This window comes from Mycobacterium sp. UM_Kg27, assembly GCF_000972905.1.
In the GTDB taxonomy this organism is placed as follows: Bacteria; Actinomycetota; Actinomycetes; order Mycobacteriales; family Mycobacteriaceae; genus Mycobacterium.
On record NZ_JRMM01000005.1, the window covers coordinates 13,551 to 37,286 of the forward strand.

23 protein-coding genes are annotated in these 23,736 nt (G+C 67.0%); all 23 read left to right on the forward strand.

What is annotated here, in order from left to right; all coding sequences use genetic code 11:
* Positions 1 to 12 precede the first annotated feature (12 nt).
* The 23 genes from LI94_RS01585 to LI94_RS01695 all read left to right on the forward strand — a co-directional run bounded on the left by LI94_RS01585 (position 13) and on the right by LI94_RS01695 (position 23,735).
* The gene (locus LI94_RS01585; RefSeq protein ID WP_046300084.1) at positions 13 to 1,221 is read left to right on the forward strand and encodes an acyl-CoA dehydrogenase family protein; all 1,209 of its coding nucleotides are present in this window, start codon (positions 13 to 15) and stop codon (positions 1,219 to 1,221) included.
* A 150-nt stretch (positions 1,222 to 1,371) separates the two neighbouring features.
* Positions 1,372 to 2,466: a homogentisate 1,2-dioxygenase gene (locus LI94_RS01590; RefSeq protein ID WP_046300085.1), complete on the forward strand. Its 1,095-nt coding sequence runs from the start codon at positions 1,372 to 1,374 to the stop codon at positions 2,464 to 2,466.
* Positions 2,463 to 3,647, forward strand: coding sequence for an alpha/beta fold hydrolase (locus tag LI94_RS01595; RefSeq protein ID WP_024442475.1), 1,185 nt, complete (start codon positions 2,463 to 2,465; stop codon positions 3,645 to 3,647). The genes LI94_RS01590 and LI94_RS01595 overlap by 4 nt, the downstream gene beginning before the upstream one ends.
* Positions 3,644 to 4,849 (forward strand): CoA transferase, encoded by a 1,206-nt coding sequence (locus tag LI94_RS01600; RefSeq protein ID WP_024442474.1) that lies wholly within the window; start codon positions 3,644 to 3,646, stop codon positions 4,847 to 4,849. Before LI94_RS01595 ends, LI94_RS01600 begins: the two co-directional genes overlap by 4 nt.
* Entirely contained in the window at positions 4,846 to 5,751 is a 906-nt protein-coding gene (locus LI94_RS01605; RefSeq protein ID WP_024442473.1) for a hydroxymethylglutaryl-CoA lyase, read from the forward strand. The genes LI94_RS01600 and LI94_RS01605 overlap by 4 nt, the downstream gene beginning before the upstream one ends.
* A gap of 8 nt (positions 5,752 to 5,759) precedes the next feature.
* Positions 5,760 to 6,380, forward strand: coding sequence for a TetR/AcrR family transcriptional regulator (locus tag LI94_RS01610; protein WP_046300086.1), 621 nt, complete (start codon positions 5,760 to 5,762; stop codon positions 6,378 to 6,380).
* 17 nt (positions 6,381 to 6,397) lie between these two features.
* Entirely contained in the window at positions 6,398 to 7,639 is a 1,242-nt protein-coding gene (locus LI94_RS01615; RefSeq protein WP_024442471.1) for an acyl-CoA dehydrogenase family protein, read from the forward strand.
* Positions 7,636 to 8,616, forward strand: a complete 981-nt coding sequence (locus tag LI94_RS01620) for a phosphotransferase family protein (RefSeq protein WP_046300087.1) — start codon at positions 7,636 to 7,638, stop codon at positions 8,614 to 8,616. Before LI94_RS01615 ends, LI94_RS01620 begins: the two co-directional genes overlap by 4 nt.
* A complete protein-coding gene (locus LI94_RS22975) occupies positions 8,613 to 8,960 on the forward strand; it encodes a DUF6285 domain-containing protein (protein ID WP_024442469.1) in 348 nt (115 codons plus the stop codon). The genes LI94_RS01620 and LI94_RS22975 overlap by 4 nt, the downstream gene beginning before the upstream one ends.
* Positions 8,961 to 9,047: 87 nt before the next feature.
* Positions 9,048 to 9,452 (forward strand): response regulator transcription factor, encoded by a 405-nt coding sequence (locus tag LI94_RS01630; protein ID WP_046300113.1) that lies wholly within the window; start codon positions 9,048 to 9,050, stop codon positions 9,450 to 9,452.
* A gap of 217 nt (positions 9,453 to 9,669) precedes the next feature.
* Positions 9,670 to 10,047 carry an NADH-quinone oxidoreductase subunit A gene (locus tag LI94_RS01635; RefSeq protein ID WP_024442467.1) on the forward strand — a complete coding sequence of 126 codons (378 nt, stop codon included), beginning with the start codon at positions 9,670 to 9,672 and terminating at the stop codon, positions 10,045 to 10,047.
* Positions 10,048 to 10,069: 22 nt separating this feature from the next.
* On the forward strand, positions 10,070 to 10,624 hold the full coding sequence (locus LI94_RS01640) for an NADH-quinone oxidoreductase subunit B (RefSeq protein ID WP_024442466.1): 555 nt from the start codon (positions 10,070 to 10,072) through the stop codon (positions 10,622 to 10,624).
* Positions 10,621 to 11,322 (forward strand): NADH-quinone oxidoreductase subunit C, encoded by a 702-nt coding sequence (locus LI94_RS01645; protein ID WP_046300088.1) that lies wholly within the window; start codon positions 10,621 to 10,623, stop codon positions 11,320 to 11,322. Before LI94_RS01640 ends, LI94_RS01645 begins: the two co-directional genes overlap by 4 nt.
* A complete protein-coding gene (nuoD, locus tag LI94_RS01650; protein ID WP_024442464.1) occupies positions 11,322 to 12,626 on the forward strand; it encodes an NADH dehydrogenase (quinone) subunit D in 1,305 nt (434 codons plus the stop codon). Before LI94_RS01645 ends, nuoD begins: the two co-directional genes overlap by 1 nt.
* 59 nt (positions 12,627 to 12,685) lie before the next feature.
* Positions 12,686 to 13,465 carry an NADH-quinone oxidoreductase subunit NuoE gene (gene nuoE, locus LI94_RS01655; protein ID WP_046300114.1) on the forward strand — a complete coding sequence of 260 codons (780 nt, stop codon included), beginning with the start codon at positions 12,686 to 12,688 and terminating at the stop codon, positions 13,463 to 13,465.
* Entirely contained in the window at positions 13,462 to 14,814 is a 1,353-nt protein-coding gene (gene nuoF, locus LI94_RS01660) for an NADH-quinone oxidoreductase subunit NuoF (protein WP_046300089.1), read from the forward strand. Before nuoE ends, nuoF begins: the two co-directional genes overlap by 4 nt.
* Entirely contained in the window at positions 14,811 to 17,219 is a 2,409-nt protein-coding gene (locus LI94_RS01665) for an NADH-quinone oxidoreductase subunit G (RefSeq protein ID WP_046300090.1), read from the forward strand. The genes nuoF and LI94_RS01665 overlap by 4 nt, the downstream gene beginning before the upstream one ends.
* On the forward strand, positions 17,216 to 18,448 hold the full coding sequence (gene nuoH / locus LI94_RS01670; protein ID WP_046300091.1) for an NADH-quinone oxidoreductase subunit NuoH: 1,233 nt from the start codon (positions 17,216 to 17,218) through the stop codon (positions 18,446 to 18,448). Before LI94_RS01665 ends, nuoH begins: the two co-directional genes overlap by 4 nt.
* On the forward strand, positions 18,441 to 19,010 hold the full coding sequence (nuoI, locus tag LI94_RS01675) for an NADH-quinone oxidoreductase subunit NuoI (RefSeq protein WP_024442459.1): 570 nt from the start codon (positions 18,441 to 18,443) through the stop codon (positions 19,008 to 19,010). The genes nuoH and nuoI overlap by 8 nt, the downstream gene beginning before the upstream one ends.
* Positions 19,010 to 19,867 carry an NADH-quinone oxidoreductase subunit J gene (locus LI94_RS01680; protein WP_046300092.1) on the forward strand — a complete coding sequence of 286 codons (858 nt, stop codon included), beginning with the start codon at positions 19,010 to 19,012 and terminating at the stop codon, positions 19,865 to 19,867. Before nuoI ends, LI94_RS01680 begins: the two co-directional genes overlap by 1 nt.
* A complete protein-coding gene (gene nuoK, locus LI94_RS01685) occupies positions 19,864 to 20,163 on the forward strand; it encodes an NADH-quinone oxidoreductase subunit NuoK (protein ID WP_024442457.1) in 300 nt (99 codons plus the stop codon). Before LI94_RS01680 ends, nuoK begins: the two co-directional genes overlap by 4 nt.
* A 15-nt stretch (positions 20,164 to 20,178) precedes the next feature.
* Positions 20,179 to 22,113, forward strand: coding sequence for an NADH-quinone oxidoreductase subunit L (gene nuoL, locus LI94_RS01690; RefSeq protein ID WP_046300093.1), 1,935 nt, complete (start codon positions 20,179 to 20,181; stop codon positions 22,111 to 22,113).
* On the forward strand, positions 22,110 to 23,735 hold the full coding sequence (locus LI94_RS01695) for an NADH-quinone oxidoreductase subunit M (protein ID WP_024442455.1): 1,626 nt from the start codon (positions 22,110 to 22,112) through the stop codon (positions 23,733 to 23,735). The genes nuoL and LI94_RS01695 overlap by 4 nt, the downstream gene beginning before the upstream one ends.
* Position 23,736: the final 1 nt, after the last annotated feature.

A 23,736-nucleotide genomic window follows, 5' to 3' on the forward strand; every position in this document is an offset into this window, starting at 1 on the left:
GAAAGTCTGATCATGGCAATCAATCTGGAACTGCCCCGCAAGCTGCAGGAAGTCATTGAGATGACCCATGCCGGGGCCGCCGAGATGCTGCGCCCCATCTCGCGCAAGTACGACGAGCGCGAGCACGCTTACCCGGTCGAGCTGGACACACTGGAAACCCTGTTCGACGGAGTCTCCGGGGCCGGCGGCAATGCGATGGCCGGCGCCGAGGCCTTCCGCGACACCGGCGAGCAGACCGGTAACCGCAACGCGGCCAACATGGCGGCGATGCTGCAGGTGCTCGAGATGAGCTGGGGCGATGTGGCTTTGATGCTGTCGGTGCCCTATCAGGGCCTCGGCAACGCGGCGATCTCCGGCGTGGCCACCGACGAGCAGCTCGCCCGACTGGGCAAGGTGTGGGCCGCCATGGCCATCACCGAGCCGAGCTTCGGCTCCGACTCGGCCGCGGTCACCACGACGGCCACCCTCGACGGCGACGAGTACGTGATCAACGGCGAGAAGATCTTCGTCACCGCCGGATCGCGCTGCACCCACATCGTGGTGTGGGCCACCCTGGACAAGGCGCTGGGGCGGGCGGCCATCAAGTCGTTCATCGTGCCGCGCGAGCACCCCGGCGTCATCGTCGAGCGCCTTGAACACAAGCTCGGCATCAAGGCCTCCGACACCGCGGTGATCCGGTTCGACAATGCCCGCATCCCCAAGGACAACCTGCTGGGCAGCCCGGAGATCAACACCGAGAAGAGCTTCTCCGGGGTTATGGAGACCTTCGACAACACCCGGCCGATCGTGGCCGCGATGGCCGTCGGGGTCGCGCGCGCCGCACTCGAAGAGCTGCGCAAGATGCTCACCGCCGCGGGCATCGAGATCTCCTACGACAAGCCGGCCCACGCCCAGAGCGCACCGGCCGCGGAATTCCTGCGCATGGAGGCCGACTGGGAGTCGGCGAACCTGCTGACGCTGCGCTCGGCGTGGCAGGCCGACAACAACATCCCCAACTCCAAAGAGGCGTCGATGGGCAAGGCCAAGGCCGGCCGGGTGGCCAGCGACATCACCCTCAAGGCCGTCGAAATGGCCGGCACCCTGGGCTACTCCGAGCAGATGCTGCTGGAGAAGTGGAGCCGCGACTCGAAGATCCTCGACATCTTCGAAGGCACCCAGCAGATTCAGCTGCTGGTGGTGGCCCGCCGGCTGCTGGGCCTGACTTCGGCCGAGCTGAAGTAGCGCACCCGCCCCCTTCCCGCCGAGCAGACGCACAGGCCCCCATCTCCCGCCCGGAATGGGGGCTTTTGCGTCTGCTCGCGCACTTGCCCCGGAGATAAACAAAAAGTAATATTACTTTTACTTTCTTGCGCCTATCCCCGGGAGTCGCCGATGGAATCCTTCGTCCACCTGCGCAAAGGCACCACTCCGCATCGCCTGCACGCCGACCTCGACGGCCTCAAGGACGATGAACTCGGCCGCGGTGGCTTCATCGGCCGCACCGCCAACATGTACCGGCGCAACGACCCGACCGCCTACCGTGCCGAAGGACCACTGCGGCCCGTCGATGTGCTGGCCGCGCTCCTGCAGCCGACCGACGCCACCGACGCCGCCGGCGATCCGCTGCTGCTGTTCAGCAACGCCGACTGCCGCATCCGGCTGTCGCGGCGCTCGGTCCCGATGCCGTTTCACATCCGCTACGTCGACGGCGACCTGCTCTGCTTCGTCCATGCCGGGTCCGGACAGCTGGAAACCGAGTTCGGCCCACTGGACTACCGCGAGGGCGACTGGCTCTACCTGCCCAAAGCGACCACCTGGCGACAACTACCCGCGGCCGAAACGACGCTGCTCATGATCGAGGCCACCGACGAGTTCCGGGTTCCACCGCCCGGTCCGCTGGGCCGGCACTTCCCGTTCGACCCTTCCCTGATCGTCATCCCGGATCCAGCCCCCATCGACGACGATGGGCGGGACAGCTACGAGGTCCGGCTGATCCATGACGGCGGCCCGACAACGCTTCACTACCAACACAATCCGATTGACGTCAAGGGCTGGCGCGGCGACAACTTCGCGTTCTCGTTCAACATCGCCGACTACAACGTGGTGACGTCTGACAGCGTGCATCTGCCACCGACGGTGCACCTGTTCATGCAGGCCACCGGGGTCTACGTGATGAACTTCCTGCCCAAACCCGCCGAAGGGGTGGCGGGCACCGAACGCACACCGTGGTATCACCGCAACGTCGACTACGACGAAATCGCCTTCTTCCACGGCGGTTCGCTCTACGGGATTCCGATGCCACCCGGACTGATCAGCCACGCCCCGCAGGGCGTGCATCACGGTGCACCGGAGAAGGCCCGCGAGCGCGCGCGCCGGAAGTTCGACGACTATCAGCGGGTGGACTGGCAGGTCATCGCCATCGACACCCGGCGCCGCCTCATCCCCTCCCCCGAAGTTTTGGCCGCCGACCTAGGACAGCACGCATGACCGCCAAGCACGACTACGACCGAATCCCCTACCTGATCGCCTACCAGAACAACTCGGGCGTCCGTGACGTCTACGGCGGAGTCGCCGAGCTGGTGGTGTTGGAGAGCTACCTGCTGAAGCCGAAGGATGCGCCGAGCGACACCGTGCTGGTGTTCATGCACCCGATCGGCGGCGGCGCCTACCTTCCGATGGTCAATGCGCTGGCCCGCGCCGGTCACCACGTCATCTACTGCAACAGCCGATTCCGCGGCACCGACTCGGCGTTGCTGATGGAGAAGGTGGTCGAAGACCTCGGTCAGTGCATCTCCGACGCCAAGAACCGGCTCGGCTACGCCAAGGTGGTGCTGGCCGGATGGAGCGGCGGAGGTTCGCTGTCACTGTTCTACCAACAGCAGGCACAGCACCCGACGGTGACGGCCAGCCCGTCCGGTGACGGCCCCGACCTCACCAAACTGAACCTGATCCCGGCCGACGGCGTGATGCTGCTGGCCGCCCACATCAGCCGCCACGGCACGCTGACCGAGTGGCTGGACGCGTCCATCCTCGACGAGTCCGACCCGACCAAACGCGACCCGGAACTGGACCTCTACAACCCGGACAACCCCAACCAGCCGCCCTACAGCACGGAGTTCCTGGACCGCTACCGGGCGGCCCAGATCGCCCGCAACCGCCGGATCACCGCCTGGGTCAAGGCGAAGCTGGCCGAGTACACCGAGGCCGGCCTGCCCGATCAGGAGTTCGGGTTCGTCGTACACGGCACCATGGCCGACCCGCGCTGGCTGGATCCCACCGTCGATCCCAACGATCGCACCCCCGGCAGCTGCTATCTGGGCGAGCCCGCGGTGGTGAACATGAGCCCGGTCGGATTGGCGCGATTCTGCACGCTGCGCAGCTGGCTGTCGCAGTGGAGCTACGACGACGCCCACGGCGACGGATTGGACTGCGGAGCAGACATCGCGGTGCCCACCCTGGTGATCGGCAATCTGGCCGACGACGCCTGCACCCCGAGTCACACCCGCCGGCTCTTCGAGGCGATCGGCACCAGCGACAAGGCGATGCACGAGATCCCCGGAGCCAACCACTATTACGCCGGGCCGGATCAGCGTGACGCGCTGCGACAGGCCGTAACGATCGTCACTGATTGGCTGGCCCAGCACGATTTCGTAGGCTCGTCGGCATGAACACCGCTGGTGCGCTGGACGGCATCCGGGTGCTGGAGCTCGGCACGCTGATCTCCGGGCCGTTCGCCGGGCGGCTGCTGGGCGACATGGGTGCCGAGGTCATCAAGATCGAGCTGCCCGGCAAACCCGACCCGCTGCGCACCTGGGGACAGGCCGAGCTCGACGGGCACCACTTCTTCTGGACCGTGCACGCCCGCAACAAGAAGGCCGTCACCCTCGACCTGCGTACCGAGCGCGGCCGCGAGCTGTTCCTGGAGCTCATCGACAAGTCCGACATCGTCGTGGAGAACTTCCGGCCCGGCACGCTGGAGCGCTGGGGGCTGGGCTTCGACATCCTGCGTCAACGCAATAAGGGCATCATCCTGGTGCGGGTCTCCGGTTACGGACAGACCGGACCGGATGCACACAAGGCCGGTTACGCCTCGGTCGCTGAGGCGGCCAGCGGGCTGCGGCACATGAACGGCTTTCCCGGCGGCCCGCCACCGAGGCTGGCCCTGTCTCTCGGTGACAGCCTCGCGGGCATGTTCGCCGCCCAAGGTGCGTTGGCCGCCCTCTACCGTCGCACGGTCACCGGCCAAGGCCAGGTGGTCGACGTCGCCCTCACCGAATCCTGCTTGGCCATCCAGGAATCCACCATCCCCGATTACGACGTCGGCGGCGTGGTCCGCGGACCGTCGGGCACCCGGCTGGAAGGGATCGCCCCGTCGAATATCTACCAGTCGGCCGACGGCAGCTGGGTGGTGATCGCCGCCAACCAGGACAGCGTGTTCGCCCGGCTGTGTCAGGCCATGGGGCGCCCCGAGCTGACAACCGACCCGCGGTTCACCGATCACGGGGCCCGCGGCCGCAATCAGGATGAGTTGGACGCGATCATCGGCGAGTGGGCGGCGCAGCGGGCGCCCGATGCCATCATCGCGACGCTCAGCGACGCCGGCGTGATCTCCGGGCCCATCAACACCGTTGCCGAGGTCGTCAAAGACCCGCAACTGTGGGCGCGCGGCATGCTCGCCGAACACTGGGACGAAGGCGCCGAGCGCACCGTGCTGGGACCCGGCGTCATGCCCGTGCTCTCGGAGAGCCCCGGCACCATCCGCAACGCCGGATCGGCCCGGCCCGGCCAGCACAATGACGAGGTCTACGCCGGCCTGCTCGGCAAGACCAGCGCGCAGATCGACGCCCTACGCACCGAGGGGGTGCTGTGAGCACACTGCCCGCCCAGGTCGCGATCCGCGAAGTCGCGCTGCGCGACGGTCTGCAGATCGAAGCACCGATCCCGTTGAGCGCCAAGCTCGAACTGCTGGCCGCCATCGCCGCCACCGGCGTTCGCGAAGTCGAGGTGACCTCCTTCGTCTCCCCGACCAAAGTCCCGGCCCTCGCCGATGCCGCCGAGCTGGCCGCCGAGCTGTGGCGCTACCCCCAACTCGAGTTCTCCGCACTGGTCGCCAGCCCCGGTGGCGCCGCCCGGGCGGTCGCCGCCGGCCTGAAGTCCATCGAGTACGTGGTGTGCGCCTCGGATGCCTTCAGCACCGCCAACGTCGGGCGCCCCACGGCAGCGGCTGTCGCAGCCATCACCGACATCGCCGGCATCGCCCACGACGCCGGCGCCTCGGTGGAGGTCATCGTCGCCACGGCCTGGGACTGCCCGTTCGACGGTCCGACCGAGCCCGGCCGCGTCACCGACATCGTCGCCTCGGCGACCGCTTTCGGAATCGACCGGCTGGCCATCGCCGACACCATTGGCACCGCCACTCCCCGGCGCGTCACCGACCTGATCGCGGCGGTGCAGCCGATCATCGGCGACATCCCCCTGGGAGCGCACTTCCACAACACCCGCGGCTCCGGGCTGGCCTGCGCCTACGCGGCGATTCAGGCGGGAATCACCCGACTCGACGCCTCAGCCGGCGGCCTGGGCGGCTGTCCGTTCGCCCCGGGTGCCACCGGCAACATCGCCACCGAAGACCTCGTGTACCTGCTCGGTGACTGCGGCATCGACACCGGAATCGATCTGGATGCCGCCATCACCGCGGCCGGCGTGGCCAGCACCGTCGTCGGCCACGGGCTACCCAGCGCCCTGCTGGCCGCCGGAGACCGGAAGCGGGTCTGAGAGCCTCGATGTCGACCCAGCGTGAGCTCAGTTCCAAGGGGCGCCTGACGCGTGGTGCGATCGAGCAGGCCGCCCGAGAACTGTTCGCCGAACGTGGGTTTCACGGCACCACACTGGCCGACATCACGTCGGCCGCCGGAAAGTCCCCGGCCGTGTTGTACCGGTACTTCCGCGACAAGGAAGAGCTGCTGGCCGCGCTGGCCGAGTCGTTTCTCACCCAGGTGGTCGAGCCCTCCGGCCTCAAGATGCGACTGCCGGAATCTCCGGAGGACACCGAGTTCTTCTCGTCGGTGGTCAGCGCCTACTGGGCCATGTTCAAGCCGAACATCGGCGTCATGATCGCAGTCGCGCAGCTGGCCGCGACCAGCGAGCGATTCGCCGCGCTGCAGAACGAGTTCCGCCGGTTCGGCATGGAGATCGTCGCCGCCTCGGTGCGGCGGGCACAGCAGCAGGGCTATGGAGTCGAGCTCCATCCCGACCACATCGCGGCGGCCATCGCGCTACTGTTCGAGAATTTCACCGTCGTGTTCGTCGGCCCGTCCGGGCCGGGATGGCGGATCAGTGACAGCGAGGCAATCGAGACGCTGTCGACCATCTGGAGAAAGACCCTGTACGGCCGTGATCACTGACAACTGAAGGAATCGCCATGGATTTCACACTGCCCGAACATCTTCCCGGTGTGCTCGCCGAGATGGACGACTTCATCGAACGCGAGATCGCACCGCTGCAGGCCGAAAACATGCAGTATTTCGACCACCGGCGCGAGTTCGCCCGCACCGACGTGGAACGTGGCGGCATCCCGCGGCGTGAGTGGGAAGAACTGCTCGATGAGATGCGCCGCCGCGCCGACGCCGCCGGCTGGCTGCGGTACGGGTTGCCCTCCTCGCTGGGCGGGCGAAACGGAACCAACGTCGACATGGCAGTGATCCGGGAACATCTGGCGCACAAAGGTCTCGGCCTGCACAACGATCTGCAGGACGAGTCCTCGATCGTCGGGAACTTCCCGCAGGTGATCATGATGGAGCGGTTCGGCACCGACGAGCAGCGCCGCGAGTTCTCCGAGGCGATGATCACCGGCGAGCGGTCGATGGCCTTCGGCTTGACCGAACCCGACCATGGTTCGGATGCGACGTGGCTGGAAACCCGCGCCGAACTCGACGGCAACACCTGGGTGATCAACGGTGCCAAGCGGTTCAACACCGGAGTGCATCGGGCCACCCACGATCTGGTGTTCGCCCGCACGTCCGGCGAGGCGGGTTCGGCGCGGGGCATCACCGCATTCCTGGTGCCCACCGACACCCCGGGCTTCACCATCCCGTTCTACTGGTGGACCTTCAACATGCCCACCGACCATGGCGAGGTCGAACTGCGCAACGTGCGAGTTCCGGCCGAAGCGGTGCTCGGCGAAGTCGACGGCGGGTTGGACGTGGCACAGACCTTCCTGCACGAAAACCGGATCCGCCAGGCCGCCTCCAGCCTGGGCGCCGCGCAGTACTGCATCGACCGCGCCGCCGAGTACGCCCGGCAACGCATCGTGTTCGGCAAGCCGCTGTCGGTCAACCAGGCGGTGCAGTGGCCGCTGGCCGAATTGCAGACCGAGGCCCAGATGGTGCGACTGCTGGTCAACTATGCGGCCTGGCACCTGGACCGTGACCACCACCTGGAGGTCTCCGACAAGGTGTCGATGGCCAACTACCGCGCCAACCGGCTGGTGTGCGAAGCCGCCGACCGCGCCATTCAGATCCACGGCGGAATCGGCTACACCCGCCACGAGCAGTTCGAGCACATCTACCGGCATCACCGCCGATACCGGATCACCGAGGGCGCCGAGGAGATCCAGATCCGTCGGGTCGCCCAGCGCCTGTTCGGGTTCGACCGCCGGCGATGACCGCCGACCAGCTCGCCGATCGGCTGGCCGATGTGCTGACGCCGGTGATGGGCCCCGTCGCGGTCGAGGGCCTGCGCGCCCTGACCGGCGGCGCCAGCCGCATCACCTGGGCTTTCGATGCCGTCGCCGACAACCAGGAACGCCGGTCACTGATTCTGCGCACCGGGCCGCTCGAGGAGCTCTACGCCAGCATGGAACTCGAGGCGCAGGCCCAGCGCGCCGCAGGCGAGGCCGGCGCTCCCGTTCCGCACGTGTTACTCGCCGATAATTCCCCTGCAGCACTGGGGAATCCGTACCTCATCTGCGACCTGATCGACGGCGAGACGGTGGTTCGCCGCATCGAGCGCCAGCTCGATGACGCCGGACGCGAACACCTGCTGCACCAGTGTGCGCGCGCGCTGAGCGCCATCCACCGGGCCGATCCGAGTGGCATCGCGCTGAGCACCGACGATCAGTTGGCCGCGTGCCGCGCCCAGCTCGACACCATGCCCGATACCACCGCTGCCTTCGAATGGGCGTTTCGGCGGCTGGCCGCCGATCGTCCATCGCCGGTGCCGAAGCAGCTGGTCCACGGCGATTTCCGGATGGGCAATCTGATGGTCTCCGGCAACGGTGACCTGGCCGCCGTGCTGGACTGGGAGCTGGTGCACCTCGGCGACGGGTGTGAGGACTTGGCCTGGTTCTGTCTCCGGGCCTGGCGGTTCGGTGCGCCCCTGGAGCGCGCCGCCGGTGGGCTCGGCCATATCGACGCCTTCCTGACCGCCTATGAGCAGGCCGGCGGCGACTGTGCCGTCGACCCGGATCGGTTCGACTGGTGGCTACTGCTGGGCACGCTGCGATGGGGCATCATCTGCCGCTACCAGGCACAGCGTCACCTCAGTGGCCAAACCCGTTCGGTGGAACTGGCGACCATCGGTCGGCGGGTCTCCGAATCCGAATGGGACGTGCTGCGCCTGCTCGATGGAGTGCGGCCATGAGCGCCGGACGCCGCCCCACCGCGGCCGAACTCGTCGCAGCTGTCACCGAATTCCTGGACACCGCGCTGGTGAACCGCGACGGCGATGCCGCCAACGACGGCCAGGTCAGGTTCCACGCCCGGGTGGCGGCCAACGCACTGCGTATCGTCGAACGGGAGTTGCGCGATACCGCCGGTGGCGTCGTGGTCGAGGCCTTGGCCGGGCTGGGTTTCGCCGACGAGGCCGAGCTGGCCGCCGCCATCCGGGCCGGCGACCTCGACGACCGGCCTGAGGCGCTCACCGCCTGCCTGTACACCCTGGTGGAGCATCGGTTGGCGATCGACCATCCGGGATACGCCCAGTAGCCGCTAGAGTTCCTGCGCGACAATCACTTCGACGACGCTGCTCCAAACCTGGTGTATCGACAGGACCTGCGCAGTAGCATCTGGTTCGTGTCCGACTCCAATGCCGCGCTGCGAATCCTTGTCTACAGTGACGACGCCGCGACCCGCGCACGGGTTATGACCGCGTTGGGCAAGCAGCTGCACCCGGACCTACCGGAGCTGACTTATGTCGAGGTCGCGACCGAGCCGGTGGTGATCCGGCAGATGGATGCCGGCGGAATCGACCTGGCGATCCTGGACGGGGAGGCAACCCCGGCCGGCGGGATGGGCATCTGCAAACAGCTCAAAGACGAGATCACGCCCTGCCCGCCGATCCTGGTGCTGATCGGCCGCGCCGACGACGTCTGGCTCGCCAAATGGTCACATGCCGACACCGCGGTGGCCCACCCGATCGACCCGATGGAACTGAGCCGCGCGGTGCTGGGTCTGCTGCGCACGCCGACCCCTGGTTGATACCGCGGTCCCAGCCTCACCTCTCCTGCGTCGAGCCTCGCTGAACCGGCGGGGTTAGGGCAGCCTCAGGACCGAATTCCCCTGTCGCCGTTACCGCTACAGGTGATACCCGTCACAGTTGTCGGCAATTTCGGATTCTTCCCAACCGCCTCGTGGCAGCAGACTAGGCTGTGCCTGAAGTCACATCGGTGCCCGGAAGGGAACTACGTCACTGAGCATGAACCTCTACCTGCCGATCCTGGTCCTCGCCGCGCTCGCCGCCGGTTTCGCCGTATTTTCCGTGGTCGCCACCGCTCTGGTAGGCCCCTCGCGCTACAACCGGTCGAAACTAGAAGCCTACGAGTGCGGCATCGAGCCCACAGACCAGCCGGTCAGCGGTCCGCACGCTCCATCCGGGCAGCGGTTCCCGGTGAAGTACTACCTGACGGCGATGCTGTTCATCGTCTTCGACATCGAGATCGTTTTTCTCTACCCCTGGGCAGTGGCCTTCGACGGGCTTGGAATGTTCGCCCTCATCGAAATGGTGCTGTTCGCCGTCATCGTGTTCGTCGCCTACGCCTACGTCTGGCGGCGCGGCGGCCTGAATTGGGATTGAGCGGGAGTAGGCGGGCTTAGACATGGGATTAGAAGAGCAACTGCCGAGCGGGCTCCTACTGTCCACGGTGGAAGACCTGGCCGGGTACTTCCGCACCGGGTCGCTGTGGCCGGCCACCTTCGGCCTGGCCTGTTGCGCGATCGAGATGATGTCGACGATGGCACCCGACTACGACCTGTCCCGGTTCGGGATGGAGGTTTTCCGGGCCTCACCGCGGCAGGCCGATCTGATGATCGTCGCGGGCCGGGTCAGCCAGAAGATGGCACCGGTGCTGCGCCAGATCTACGACCAGATGGTGGAGCCCAAGTGGGTGCTGTCGATGGGCGTGTGTGCGTCGTCGGGCGGAATGTTCAACAACTACGCGATCGTGCAGGGCGTGGACCATGTCGTCCCGGTCGATATCTACCTGCCTGGGTGTCCGCCCCGACCAGAGATGCTGATGTACGCAATCCTCAAGCTGCACGAGAAGATTCGCTCAATGCCCTTGGGTGCCAACAGAGAACAGGTGATCACCGCGACCGAGGAGGCCGCCTTGTCGGCGCCGTCCACCTGGCAGATGAGGGGGTTGCTGCGGTGAGCGAGGCAGGCGGCGGGGACCGCGACCGCAACGGGCCCGAAGACCTAATCAAGGTACGCCACGGCCTGTTCGGCGCGACGGGCACCGGCGACACGTCCGGATACGGACGTCTTGTCACCGAGGCCACGCTCCCCGGCGAGACCCCACGGCCCTACGGCGGATACTTCGACGAACTTGTCGACACCCTCAGCGTCGCGCTGCAGCGCAACGGAATCGAGTTCGCCGACGCCATTGAGAAAGTTGTCGTCTACCGCGATGAACTGACCCTCTACGTTGCACGCGCGCAGCTGCCGGCGGTCGCCCGGCTGCTGCGCGACGAGCCGGAACTGCGCTTCGAGCTGAGCCTCGGAGTCTCCGGTGTGCACTACCCCGGCGACGCCGACCGCGAGTTGCACGCGGTGTATCCACTGCGATCCATCACCCACAACCGCCGCGTCCGCCTGGAAGTCGTTGCCCCCGACGCGGATCCGCACATTCCTTCGCTCTTCGCCATCTACCCGACCACCGACTGGCATGAGCGGGAGACCTACGACTTTTTCGGGATCATCTTCGACGGCCACCCCTCACTGACCCGAATCGAGATGCCCGACGACTGGCACGGTCACCCGCAGCGCAAGGACTACCCATTGGGCGGCATCCCGGTCGAGTACAAGGGCGCACAGATACCGCCGCCGGACCAGCGGAGGGCTTACAAGTAATGAGCACCGATACACCGCACACCGTTCTCAATGTCGGTGGGCAGGAATGGGATCAGGTGGTCGACGCCGCCAAGGCCGCTGACCCCGGCGAACGCATCGTCGTGAACATGGGGCCCCAGCACCCGTCGACGCACGGCGTGCTACGCCTGATCCTGGAACTCGAGGGTGAGACCGTCACCGAAGCCCGCTGCGGCATCGGTTATCTGCACACCGGCATCGAGAAGAACCTGGAAAGCCGCTACTGGACCCAAGGCGTCACATTCGTGACCCGGATGGACTACCTGTCACCGTTCTTCAACGAGACCGCCTACTGCCTCGGGGTAGAGAAACTGCTGGGCATCACCGAAGACATCCCCGAACGCGCCAGCGTCATCCGGGTATTGATGATGGAGCTCAACCGGATGTCCTCGCATCTGGTCGCACTCGCGACCGGTGGCATGGAGCTCGGCGCGCTCTCGGTGATGCTGTTCGGTTTCCGGGAACGCGAGCTGGTACTCGACATCTTCGAGGCGATCACCGGTCTGCGGATGAACCATCAGTACGTCCGGCCCGGCGGGGTGTCGGTGGACCTTCCCGGCGACGCGATCCCCATGATTCGCGACTTCCTCAAGCTGATGCCCAAGCGGCTCAAGGATATCGAGGACCTGCTGACCGAGAACTACATCTGGAAGGCCCGCACCAAAGGCGTGGGCTACCTCGACCTGACCGGGTGCATGGCGCTGGGCATCACCGGACCGGTACTGCGCTCGACGGGCCTGCCCTATGACGTGCGACGTGCGGAACCCTACTGCGGCTACCAGGACTACGAGTTCGAGGTGATCACCGACGACGGCTGTGATGCGTACGGCCGCTACCTGATCCGCATCGCAGAGATCAAGGAGTCCCTGAAAATCGTCGAACAGTGTCTGGACAAGCTGCAGCCCGGCCCGGTGATGGTCTCCGACCGCAAGATCGCCTGGCCGGCCGACCTGACCATCGGCCCGGACGGGCAGGGCAACTCCCGCGAGCACATCGGCTGGATCATGGGCCACTCGATGGAAGGTCTGATCCACCACTTCAAGCGAGTCACCGAGGATCTGTGGGTGCCGCCGGGGCAGGTGTTCGTCTCGGTCGAGTCACCCCGCGGCGAACTGGGGGTGCACATGGTCAGCGACGGCGGTACTCGCCCCTACCGGGTGCACTATCGGGACCCGTCGTTCACCAACCTGCAGGCAGTGGCCGCCATGAGCGAGGGCGGGCTGATCGCCGACGTGATCGCCGCGGTCGCCAGCATCGACCCGGTCATGGGCGGGGTGGACCGGTGAGCGCGCCAGGCGGCGAGATCGACAAGGTCGGCGTCAACAAGACCGGGCGTGGCCGGTTGATGCCGCCGACCGCCGGGACCGACGGCAACCGAGTCTTTCTGCAGCTGGGCCGACAGCCCGAAGAACCCAATCAGTTCAACCACCCCGGCGCCCCGACCGCCTACTCCCCCGACGTGCGAGCCCGGCTGGAGGCCGACGCCAAGGAGATCATCGGCCGATACCCGCAGCCGCGCTCGGCGATCCTGCCGCTGCTGCATCTGGTGCAGTCGGAGGACACCTACATCACACCGGCCGGCATGTCGTTCGTCGCGGAACTGTTGGGCTTGACCAGCGCCGACGTCGCCGGGGTCGCGTCGTTCTACTCGATGTACCGGCGTGATCCCACCGGTAAGTACCTGGTCGGCGTCTGCACCAACACCCTGTGTGCGGTGATGGGCGGCGACACCATCTACTCCGAGCTCAAGGAACACTTGGGCGTCAGCAACGATCAGACCACTGCGGACGGCTCGGTCACCCTGCAGCACATCGAGTGCAACGCCGCCTGCGACTACGCGCCGGTGGTGATGGTCAACTGGGAGTTCTTCGACAATCAGACCCCGGAATCGGCGCGTGAACTGGTCGACAAGTTGCGCGCCGATGCCGAAGTGCGGCCCACCCGAGGAATGCCGCTGTGCAGTTTCGCCGCCACCGAGCGGATTCTCGCCGGCTTCCCGGACGAACGCTCCGACGACGGCCAAGGAGGTGCCGGCGCGGCGACGCTGGCCGGCCTGCAGGTGGCCCGTGAGCGCGGGATGACGGCACCGGAGCCCGGCAGCAAGACCGATAGGGGTGCGAAATGACCCTTACCAAAGGAACACCGCCCGAGGGCACACCGCTGACCCCGGTGCTCAGCAGCTACTGGGACGAGCCCGAGTCCTGGACGCTGGAGACCTACCGCCGCCACGACGGCTACGTCGGCATGAAGCGCGCGCTGGCGATGACACCCGACGAGGTCATCGAACTGGTCAAGGACTCCGGGTTGCGGGGCCGAGGCGGCGCCGGATTCTCCACCGGAACCAAGTGGTCCTTTGTCCCCCAAGGCAGTGAGGGTCCTGGGGCGCGTCCTCACTACCTGCTGGTCAATGCCGACGAATCCGAGCCCGGCACCTGCAAGGACATGCCGCTGCTGATGGCGACACCGCATGTCCTCATCGAGGGCATGATCGTGTGTTGCTACGCAATCCGCGCCCGCAACGCCTTCATCTACATCCGCGGCGAAGTGCTGCCGGTGGTGCGCCGAATGCAGGCCGCGGTCGCCGAGGCGTATGCGGCGGGATTGCTGGGCACCAACATCGGCGGCAGCGGCTTCGACCTGGACATCACTGTGCACGCCGGAGCAGGCGCCTACATCTGCGGCGAGGAGACCGCGCTGATCGAGTCGCTGGAGGGCTATCGGGGCCAGCCGCGGCTGCGCCCGCCGTTCCCCGCCGTGGCCGGGTTGTACGCCTCGCCGACGGTGGTCAACAACGTCGAATCGATCGCCAGCGTGCCGTCGATCCTGCGCAACGGTGCGGAGTGGTTCCGCTCCATGGGCACCGAGAAATCCCGCGGGTTCACCCTGTATTCGCTGTCCGGGCACGTCAACCGGCCCGGCCAATACGAGGCGCCGCTGGGCATCACGCTGCGCGAACTGCTCGGCTACGCCGGCGGCATACGCGACGGACACCGGTTGAAGTTCTGGACGCCGGGCGGGTCGTCGACCCCGATTCTGACCGAGGAGCACCTCGATATCCCGTTGGACTACGAGGGCATGGCATCGGTGGGATCGATGCTGGGCACCAAGGCATTACAGATCTTCGACGAGACCACCTGCGTGGTACGCGCCGCCGGACGCTGGTCGGAGTTCTACAAGCATGAGTCCTGCGGGAAATGCACGCCGTGTCGTGAGGGCACCTACTGGCTGGTGCCCATCTACGAACGTCTGGAAGCCGGCCGCGGCACCCCCGAAGACCTCGACACCCTGCTGGACATCGCCGACGTCCTGTTCGGAAAGTCTTTCTGCGCCTTGGGCGACGGCGCGGCCATGCCGGTGAAGTCGTCGATCCAGTACTTCCGTGACGAATACATCGCCCACCTCGAGGGCGGCTGCCCGTTCGACCCGAAAGCGAGCATGTTCGTGCCAGGTGGAGCAGCAGGCGGTGTGGCGTGACCCAAACTTCTCAGCCGGACGGCCAGGAGTCGGTGACCCTCACCATCGACGACCAACAGATCACGGTCCCCAAGGGCACTTTGATCATTCGGGCCGCTGAACAGTTGGGCATCGAGGTCCCGCGGTTCTGTGATCACCCGCTGCTGGACCCGGTGGCCTGGTGCCGGCAGTGCATGGTCGAGGTGGAGGGCCAGCGCAAGCCACAGCCGTCGTGTGCGGTGGCCGCCGCCGACGGCATGGTGGTACGCACCCAGCACACCTCCGCCGAGGCCGATCGGGCCCAGCACCTGGTGATGGAGCTGTTGCTGATCAATCACCCGCTGGACTGCCCGACCTGCGACAAGGGCGGTGAGTGCCCGCTGCAGAACCAGGCGATGACGCACGGCCGCACCGAGACCCGCTTCGAGGAGACCAAGCGTCACTACCCCAAGCCGATCAACATCTCCTCGCAGGTGCTGCTGGACCGCGACCGCTGCATCCTGTGTGCACGTTGCACCCGGTTCGCCGATGAGATCGCCGGGGACAAGTTCATCGAAATGATGGATCGCGGCGCCCTGCAACAGGTGGGCATCTACACCGACACGCCGTTCGACTCCTACTTCTCGGGCAACACCGTGCAGATCTGCCCGGTGGGCGCACTCACCGGCGCCTCCTACCGGTTCCGGGCCCGCCCGTTCGACCTGGTGTCCACCCCCACCGTCTGCGAACACTGCTCGTCGGGCTGCGCGCAGCGCACCGACCACCGTCGCGGCAAGGTGATGCGGCGGATGGCCGGCGAAGACCCGGACGTCAACGAGGAATGGAACTGCGACAAGGGCCGCTGGGCGTTCACCTACGCCACCCAGAGCGACCGGATCACCACGCCGCTGGTCCGCGACGACAGCGGGAAACTGGTCCCCACCTCCTGGCCGCACGCGGTGGCAGTGGCGGCGCGTGGCCTGGCCGCCGCACGTGGGCGCACCGGCGTACTGGTCGGCGGCCGGGTATCGGCCGAGGACGCCTACGGCTACGCCAAGTTCGCCCGGGTGGCGCTGCACAGCGATGACATCGACTTCCGGGCGCGTGCCCAGTCCGCCGAAGAGGCCGCGTTCCTGGCCGCCCGGGTGGCAGGTCGCGGCATCGAGGTCAGCTATGCCGATCTGCAAGCCGCCCCGGTGGTGCTGCTGGCCGGTCTGGAACCCGAGGAAGAATCGCCGATCGTCTTTTTGCGACTGCGCAAGGCGGCCCGCAAGAACGCCACCAAGGTGTTCAGCCTGGCGCCGTTCGCCGATCGCGGGCTGGCCAAGATGTTCGGCACCCTGCTGGCAGTGGTTCCCGGCGGTGAGGCGGCGGCGCTGGACGGCCTGCACACCGGGAACGAATCCGATCTGGGGCAAGCGCTTCGCCAACCGGGCGCGGTGGTGCTGGTCGGCGAGCGGTTGGCGGCCTCACCGGGAGCACTGTCGGCGGCGATCCGGCTGGTCGAAGCCACCGGCGCGAAGCTGGCCTGGGTGCCCCGCCGAGCCGGAGAACGCGGAGCACTGGACGGCGGGGCGCTGGCCGGCCTGCTCCCGGGCGGACGTCCGCTGGGGGATCCGGCGGCGCGGGCCGAGGTGGCGCGGGAGTGGGGTCTCGAGGGCTCCGACGACCTGCCGGCGCAGACGGGTCGCGATACCGACGCCATCCTGGCGGCCGCGGCCGACGGAACGTTGGGGGCGCTGGTGGTCGGCGGGCTGGAGCCGACCGACCTGGTCGACCCGGCAGCGGCGCTGGCCGCCCTGGATGCGGTCGGATTCCTGGTCAGTCTCGAGTTGCGGCACAGCGATGTCACCGAACGCGCCGACGTGGTGCTGCCGGTGGCCGCCGCCGCCGAAAAGTCCGGCACCTATGTCAACTGGGAAGGCCGCCATCGGCGGTTCGGTGTCGCGCTCGGTGACACCGGCGCCCTGCCCGACCGGCGGGTGCTCGACGTCCTCGCCGAGGAGATGGGCGTCGCGCTGGGGCTGGGCACGCTGGAAGCTGCCCGCGAGGAACTGGCGGGGCTGGGCGCCTGGTCCGGTGAGCGAGTCGCCGGCCCCGACGTCGCCGCCGGGTCACCACCGCAGCCCGGCACCGGCGAAGCCGTGCTGGCCGGCTGGCGCATGCTGCTCGACGAGGGCCGGATGCAAGCCGGCGAACCGAATCTGGCCGGCACCGCCCGCAAACCGGTGGCGCGTCTGTCGGCGACCACGGCCGCCGATATCGGTGTGGCCGATGACGAGCCGGTCACGGTCAGCACCGCGCACGGCAGCATCACCCTGCCGCTGGTGATCACCGAGATGCCCGACAACGTGGTGTGGCTGCCGATGAAGTCGCACGGCTGCGCGGTGCATCGGGATCTGGGAGTCACCCCCGGCGCGACGGTACAGATAGGACGCAGCTCATGACCGATCCCTGGTGGTTGATGCTGGTCAAGGTCCTCGGCGTCTTCGTGTTTCTGATACTGACGGTGGTCCTGGCGATCGTCATCGAACGAAAAGTCGTGGGCCGCATGCAGATGCGCCCCGGACCCAACCGCGTCGGGCCAAAGGGCTGGCTGCAGAGCCTGGCCGATGCGATCAAACTGGCGCTCAAGGAGGACATCACCCCCTTCAACGTCGACCGGGCGATATATACGTTGGCGCCGATCATCTCGACGGTGCCGGCGATCACCGCATTCGCCGTGATCCCGCTCGGTCCCGAGGTCAGCATTTTCGGCCACCGCACCGCGCTGCAGCTGGCCGACCTGCCGATCGCGGTGCTGTTCGTGCTGGCGATGTCCTCGATCGGGGTGTACGGGATCATCCTGGCCGGCTGGTCGTCCGGATCCGTCTATCCCCTGCTCGGCGGAATCCGCTCCACCGCCCAGGTGATCTCCTACGAGGTCGCCATGGGTCTGGCGTTCGCGTCGGTGTTCCTCTACGCCGGGACCATGGCGACCTCGGGCATCGTGGCGGCCCAGGATCGGGCATGGTTCGCATTCCTGCTTATGCCGGCCTTCCTGGTGTATTTGACCGCGATGGTCGGTGAGACCAACCGCGCGCCGTTCGACCTGCCCGAGGCCGAAGGCGAACTGGTCGGCGGCTTCCACACCGAATACTCGTCGCTGAAGTTCGCGCTGTTCTTCCTCGCCGAATACATCAACATGGCCACGGTTTCGGCCGTCGCCGTCACCTTGTTCCTCGGCGGCTGGCACGCGCCGTTCCCGTTCAACATGTGGCCGGCCGCCAACACCGGCTGGTGGCCGCTGCTGTGGTTCACCCTCAAGCTGTGGTGCTTCATCTTCATCTACATCTGGCTGCGGGGGACCCTGCCCCGGCTGCGTTACGACCAGTTCATGGCGCTGGGCTGGAAGATCCTGATCCCGGTGGCATTGTCGTGGGTAATGCTCGCCGCGGTGCTGCGCAGCATGCGCAACGACGGCTACCAGCACTGGCAACTGGCACTGGCCGGTATCAGCACGCTGACCACGGTGGTGCTGCTGGTGGCGCTGCATCGCAAGTTCAGCGCGCTCAACAGCCGCCTCGACGAATCGCCGCCGCCAGCCGTCGCAGTGCCTTCGTCCGAGGGGGCATTTCCGACACCACCGCTGCCGCAACGCAATCCATCGCGGGTCAAGGAGGACGTCAATGGCTAGCTTGAGAGACGCCCTGGCCGGGTTCGGCGTCACCTGGAAGACGATGTTCAAGCGGCCGATCAACGATGGCTACCCCGAGCGCAAGAAGCCCACGGCGCCGCGCTATCACGGCCGTCACCAACTCAACCGGCACCCGGACGGGCTGGAGAAGTGCATCGGCTGCGAATTGTGCGCGTGGGCCTGCCCAGCCGACGCCATCTACGTGGAAGCCGCGGACAACACCGACGAGGAACGCTTCTCCCCCGGCGAACGCTACGGGCGCGTCTACCAGATCAACTACCTGCGCTGCATCGGCTGCGGACTGTGCATCGAGGCCTGCCCCACCCGCGCGCTGACCATGACCAACAACTACGAGATGGCCGCCGACAACCGCGCCGACCTGATCTGGGAACGCGACCAGCTACTGGCGCCCCTGGAACCGGGCATGGTCGCGCCGCCGCACGCGATGCCGCCCGGCGCCACCGAAAAGGACTACTACTTGGGCCGGGTCAGCCCGGCCGGGCTCGATGCCGAGCCAGACCTGTTCGTGATGCTGAACCGAGTCAAGCAGGGTAAAGCCTGATGGGCACCACACTGCTCGCCGCCGATATCGTCGTCCGCACCTCGACCGGGGAAGCGGTCGTGTTCTGGGTCCTGGGCGTCATCGCGGTCATCGGTGCCATCGGCGTCGTCACCGCCGCGAAGGCGGTCTACTCGGCGCTGTTTCTGGCGATGACGATGTTGATCCTGGCGGTGTTCTACTTCGTGCAAGACGCCATGTTCCTGGGCGTGGTGCAGATCGTCGTCTACACCGGCGCGGTGATGATGCTGTTCCTGTTCGTGATGATGCTGATCGGTGTCGACTCCGCCGAGTCTCTGGTGGAAACCCTGCGTGGCCAGCGAGTCGGCGCCACGCTCGCCGGCATCGGTTTCGGAATGCTGCTGATCGCCGGAATCGGCAGCGCCACAACGCACCTGCGAAGCATCGGCACGCCCGCCGCGACGGGCACCGGCTCGGCGGACCTGGGCCAGCACAATGTCGAGGGACTGGCGGCGCTGATCTTCACCCGCTACCTGTGGGCGTTCGAGCTCACCAGTGCGTTGCTGATCACCGCGGTGCTCGCCGCCATGGTGCTGACGCACCGCGAACGACTGCAGCCGCGAATGACGCAGCGGGAGCTGTCCATCCAGCGTTTCCAATCCGGCCGGCGGGCCACCCCGCTGCCCACGCCCGGGGTGTACGCCCGCCACAACGCTGTCGACATCGCCGCACGACTACCCGACGGGACCTACTCCGAGTTGTCGGTGTCGGACACCTTGACGCACCGCTGGGTCGGTTCCACCGGCAACGCCGCCGCCGCCGACGGTGCAGAGCGGAGCGATGCTGAGGAGCGGCGCATCAGCACCGCCGCGGCCAACGGGGAGGAATCGGACCAGTGAATCCGGAGAACTACCTGTACCTGTCGGCGATGCTGTTCACCATCGGCGCCACCGGAGTGCTGTTGCGGCGCAACGCACTGGTGATGTTCATGTGCGTCGAGCTGATGCTCAACGCCGCCAACCTGGCGTTCGTCACCTTCGCCCGGCTGCACTCCCAGCTCGACGGCCAGATGGTCGCGTTCTTCACCATGGTCGTCGCCGCCTGCGAGGTGGTGATCGGCCTGGCCATCATCATGACGATCTTCCGGGCCCGGCGATCCGCCTCGGTCGACGACGCGAACCTACTGCGCGGCTAGGAGTTGGGGAGCTCTATGACGAATCTGAGCCAGCTGAGCTGGCTGCTGGTGGCCCTTCCGACGGCCGGTGCCCTGATCCTGTTACTCGGCGGGCGCCGCACCGATCGGTGGGGACACCTACTGGCCTGCGCCACGGTGCTCGGCTCGTTCGGGATCGGCCTGGCCCTGCTGGCCGACATGCTCGGCCGCGACGGCGAAGACCGGGCGATTCACACGCACCTGTTCAGCTGGGTGCCGGTCGGTGCCCTGCAGGTCGATTTCGGGATACTGATCGACCAGCTGTCGATCTGCTTCGTGCTGCTGATCAGCGGCGTCGGCGCACTGATCCACATCTACTCAACCGGCTACATGAAGCACGACCCGGACCGGCGACGGTTTTTCGCCTACCTCAACCTGTTCGTCGCGGCGATGCTGTTGCTGGTCGTGGCCGACAACTACCTGGGCCTCTACGTCGGCTGGGAAGGCGTCGGCCTGGCGTCCTACCTGCTGATCGGCTTCTGGTACGCCAAGCCGGTGGCGGCCGCGGCCGGCAAGAAGGCGTTCGTGTCCAACCGGGTCGGCGACATCGGGTTGTCGCTGGCCATGTTCGTGATGTTCGCCGGATTCGGCACGCTGTCCTACGACGGGCTGTTCGGCGCGGTCGGCGACGCCGGCCCCAGCGGCCTGACCACCGCGATCGGCCTGCTGCTGTTAGTGGGTGCCTGCGCCAAATCCGCGCAGGTCCCGCTGCAGGCCTGGTTGTTCGACGCCATGGAAGGCCCGACCCCGGTGTCGGCCCTGATTCACGCCGCCACCATGGTGACCGCCGGTGTCTACCTGATCGTGCGGTCCGGACCGGTGTTCGATCTGTCCCCCGACGCCCGGCTGGCGGTGGTCGTGGTCGGTGCCCTCACGCTGCTGTTCGGCGCGATCATCGGCTGCGCCAACGACGACATCAAGCGGGCACTGGCCGCCTCCACGGTCAGCCAGATCGGCTACATGGTGCTGGCCGCCGGCCTGGGCCCGGCCGGCTACGCGGTGGCGATCATGCACCTGCTTACCCACGGCTTCTTCAAGGCCGGGCTGTTCCTGGGCTCGGGGTCGGTGATGCACGGGATGAACGACGAACAGGACATGCGCCGCTACGGCGCCCTGCGCAGCTTCATGCCGGTGACGTTCGCGACGTTCGGACTGTGTTATCTCGCGATCATCGGGGTGCCGCCGTTCGCCGGCTACTGGTCCAAGGACGCCATCATCGAGGCCGCGTTGGCATCCGGCGGCACCCGCGGCTGGGTGCTGGGGGCGGTCACCATCCTGGGCGCCGGCATCACCGCCTTCTACATGACCCGGGTGATGCTGATGACGTTCGGCGGCGAGCGCCGCTGGGCCGCCGATGAGAGCGAGGTGAGTGCGGACCGCGTGCTGCAGCACCCGCACGAATCCCCGCGGGTGATGACCTGGCCGATGATCGTGCTGGCTCTGGGCGCTGTGTTCGCCGGCGCCGCGCTGGCCATCGGCGGGCGCCTGGAGCACTGGCTGGAGCCGGTGGTCACCCGGGTAGCGCCGGTTGCCGAGCACGCGCACGCCATCCCGGCCTGGCTCACCGGCGCGATCACCCTCGGAGTTGTCCTACTCGGTGTCGCCGTGGCCTTCAACATGTACGGCCGCAAGCCGATACCGATCACCGCGCCCACCGACGTGTCGGCGCTGACGGTGGCGGCCCGCAAGTATCTCTACGGCGATGCCTTCAACGAGGAGGTGCTCATGCGTCCGGGTAACCGACTGGCACAAGGCCTGGTCGGCGTCGACGACCGGGTGGTTGATGGCTCGGTCAACATGACAGCCGGCCTGGTTGCGATCGCGTCATACCTGGTGCGGCGCCTGCAGACCGGTTTCGTGCGCTCCTACGCGCTGACCATGCTGGCCGGTACGGTCCTGGTCGTCGCACTCGTGCTGGCGGTGCAGCTGTGAACAACAACGTGCCCTGGCTGAGCCTGCTGTGGTTGGTACCGCTGGTCGGCGCCGGATTGGTCATCGTGTTGCCGGCCCGAGCGGCAGCACTGGCGAAGTGGACCGCCCTGCTGGTGAGCCTGGCGACGCTGGCGATCGCGATCGTGGTCACCGTCGGCTTCGACACGACCCCGGTGGCCGCCCCCTACCAGTTCGTCGAGTCGCACTCCTGGATACCGGCATTCGGCGCGAGCTACACGCTCGGAGTGGACGGTATCGCGGTGATCCTGGCGTTGTTGACCGCCGGACTGGTGCCGTTGCTGATGTTGGCCGGCTGGAACGACGGCGAACGGGCCGATCAGAACGGTGCCGATGCCAACGACCCCCAGCGCCCGGCTGCGCTGCGCTTGCGCTCGTCAGCCCGCGGCCCGCACGCGTTCGCCGCGCTGACCCTGACCGTCGAGGCGATGGTGTTGATCTCGCTGGTCTCGCTGGATGTGCTGCTGTTCTACGTGTTCTTCGAAGCGATGCTCATCCCGATGTACTTCATGATCGGCGGTTTCGGGAATGGCGCCAAGCGTTCCCAAGCGGCCCTGAAGTTCCTGCTGTACAACCTGTTCGGCGGTCTGATCATGCTGGCCGCGGTGATCGGGGTGTACGTGGTGAGTTCCGGCGAAGGCGCCTCCGGCGGCACCTTCGACTTCCGTGAACTGGTCTCGATCTTCTCCCCGGCGACCACGACGGTGGATCCGGGTGTACTCAAGCTGCTCTTCGCCGGCTTCATGTTCGCCTTCGCGGTCAAAGCCCCGCTGTGGCCACTGCACCGGTGGCTGCCCGATGCCGCCGTGGAATCCACCCCGGCCACTGCCGTGCTGATGATGGCGGTGATGGACAAGGTGGGGACCTTCGGGATGTTGCGGTACTGCCTGCAGCTCTTCCCCGACGCCTCAACATATTTCCGTCCGGTCATCATCGTGCTGGCGGTCATCGGCGTGGTCTACGGGGCCATGGTGGCGATCGGCCAGCGCGACATGATGCGCTTGATCGCCTACACCTCGATCTCGCACTTCGGCTTCATCATCTTGGGCATCTTCGTCATGACCAGCCAGGGGCAGAGCGGTTCGACGTTGTACATGCTCAACCACGGCTTGTCGACGGCGGCACTGTTCCTGATCGCCGGGTTCCTGGTGTCCCGGCGCGACGGTGCCCGGGCGATTTCGGACTACGGCGGCGTGCAGAAGGTGGCGCCGGTGATGGCCGGCACCTTCATGGTCGCCGCGATGGCCACCCTGTCGCTGCCCGGTCTGGCCCCGTTCATCAGCGAGTTCCTGGTCTTGGTCGGCACGTTCAACCGGTACTGGGTGGCGGCGGCGGTCGGCTCCACGGCGCTGGTGTTGTCCTCGATCTACATGTTGTGGCTGTATCAGCGGGTGATGACCGGCCCGGTCACGGCGGGCAATGAGCGCATCCGCGATCTGGTGCCGCGGGAGTTGCTGGTCGTCACGCCGTTGATCGCGCTGCTGCTGTTCCTCGGCTTCTACCCCAAACCCGCGCTGGACATCATCAATCCGGGTGTCGCGCACACCTTGACCACGATCGGTGAGACCGATCCGGCACCACTGACCGCTGAGGGGGCGCACTGAC

Coding starts and splice junctions, on each gene's coding strand:
- LI94_RS01585 (WP_046300084.1), top strand. CDS start 13: ATGGCAATCAATCTGGAACTGCCCCGCAAGCTGCAGGAAGTCATTGAG.
- LI94_RS01590 (WP_046300085.1), top strand. CDS start 1,372: ATGGAATCCTTCGTCCACCTGCGCAAAGGCACCACTCCGCATCGCCTG.
- LI94_RS01595 (WP_024442475.1), top strand. CDS start 2,463: ATGACCGCCAAGCACGACTACGACCGAATCCCCTACCTGATCGCCTAC.
- LI94_RS01600 (WP_024442474.1), top strand. CDS start 3,644: ATGAACACCGCTGGTGCGCTGGACGGCATCCGGGTGCTGGAGCTCGGC.
- LI94_RS01610 (WP_046300086.1), top strand. CDS start 5,760: ATGTCGACCCAGCGTGAGCTCAGTTCCAAGGGGCGCCTGACGCGTGGT.
- LI94_RS01615 (WP_024442471.1), top strand. CDS start 6,398: ATGGATTTCACACTGCCCGAACATCTTCCCGGTGTGCTCGCCGAGATG.
- LI94_RS01620 (WP_046300087.1), top strand. CDS start 7,636: ATGACCGCCGACCAGCTCGCCGATCGGCTGGCCGATGTGCTGACGCCG.
- LI94_RS22975 (WP_024442469.1), top strand. CDS start 8,613: ATGAGCGCCGGACGCCGCCCCACCGCGGCCGAACTCGTCGCAGCTGTC.
- LI94_RS01635 (WP_024442467.1), top strand. CDS start 9,670: ATGAACCTCTACCTGCCGATCCTGGTCCTCGCCGCGCTCGCCGCCGGT.
- LI94_RS01640 (WP_024442466.1), top strand. CDS start 10,070: ATGGGATTAGAAGAGCAACTGCCGAGCGGGCTCCTACTGTCCACGGTG.
- nuoD (WP_024442464.1), top strand. CDS start 11,322: ATGAGCACCGATACACCGCACACCGTTCTCAATGTCGGTGGGCAGGAA.
- nuoE (WP_046300114.1), top strand. CDS start 12,686: ATGCCGCCGACCGCCGGGACCGACGGCAACCGAGTCTTTCTGCAGCTG.
- nuoF (WP_046300089.1), top strand. CDS start 13,462: ATGACCCTTACCAAAGGAACACCGCCCGAGGGCACACCGCTGACCCCG.
- nuoH (WP_046300091.1), top strand. CDS start 17,216: ATGACCGATCCCTGGTGGTTGATGCTGGTCAAGGTCCTCGGCGTCTTC.
- nuoI (WP_024442459.1), top strand. CDS start 18,441: ATGGCTAGCTTGAGAGACGCCCTGGCCGGGTTCGGCGTCACCTGGAAG.
- LI94_RS01680 (WP_046300092.1), top strand. CDS start 19,010: ATGGGCACCACACTGCTCGCCGCCGATATCGTCGTCCGCACCTCGACC.
- nuoL (WP_046300093.1), top strand. CDS start 20,179: ATGACGAATCTGAGCCAGCTGAGCTGGCTGCTGGTGGCCCTTCCGACG.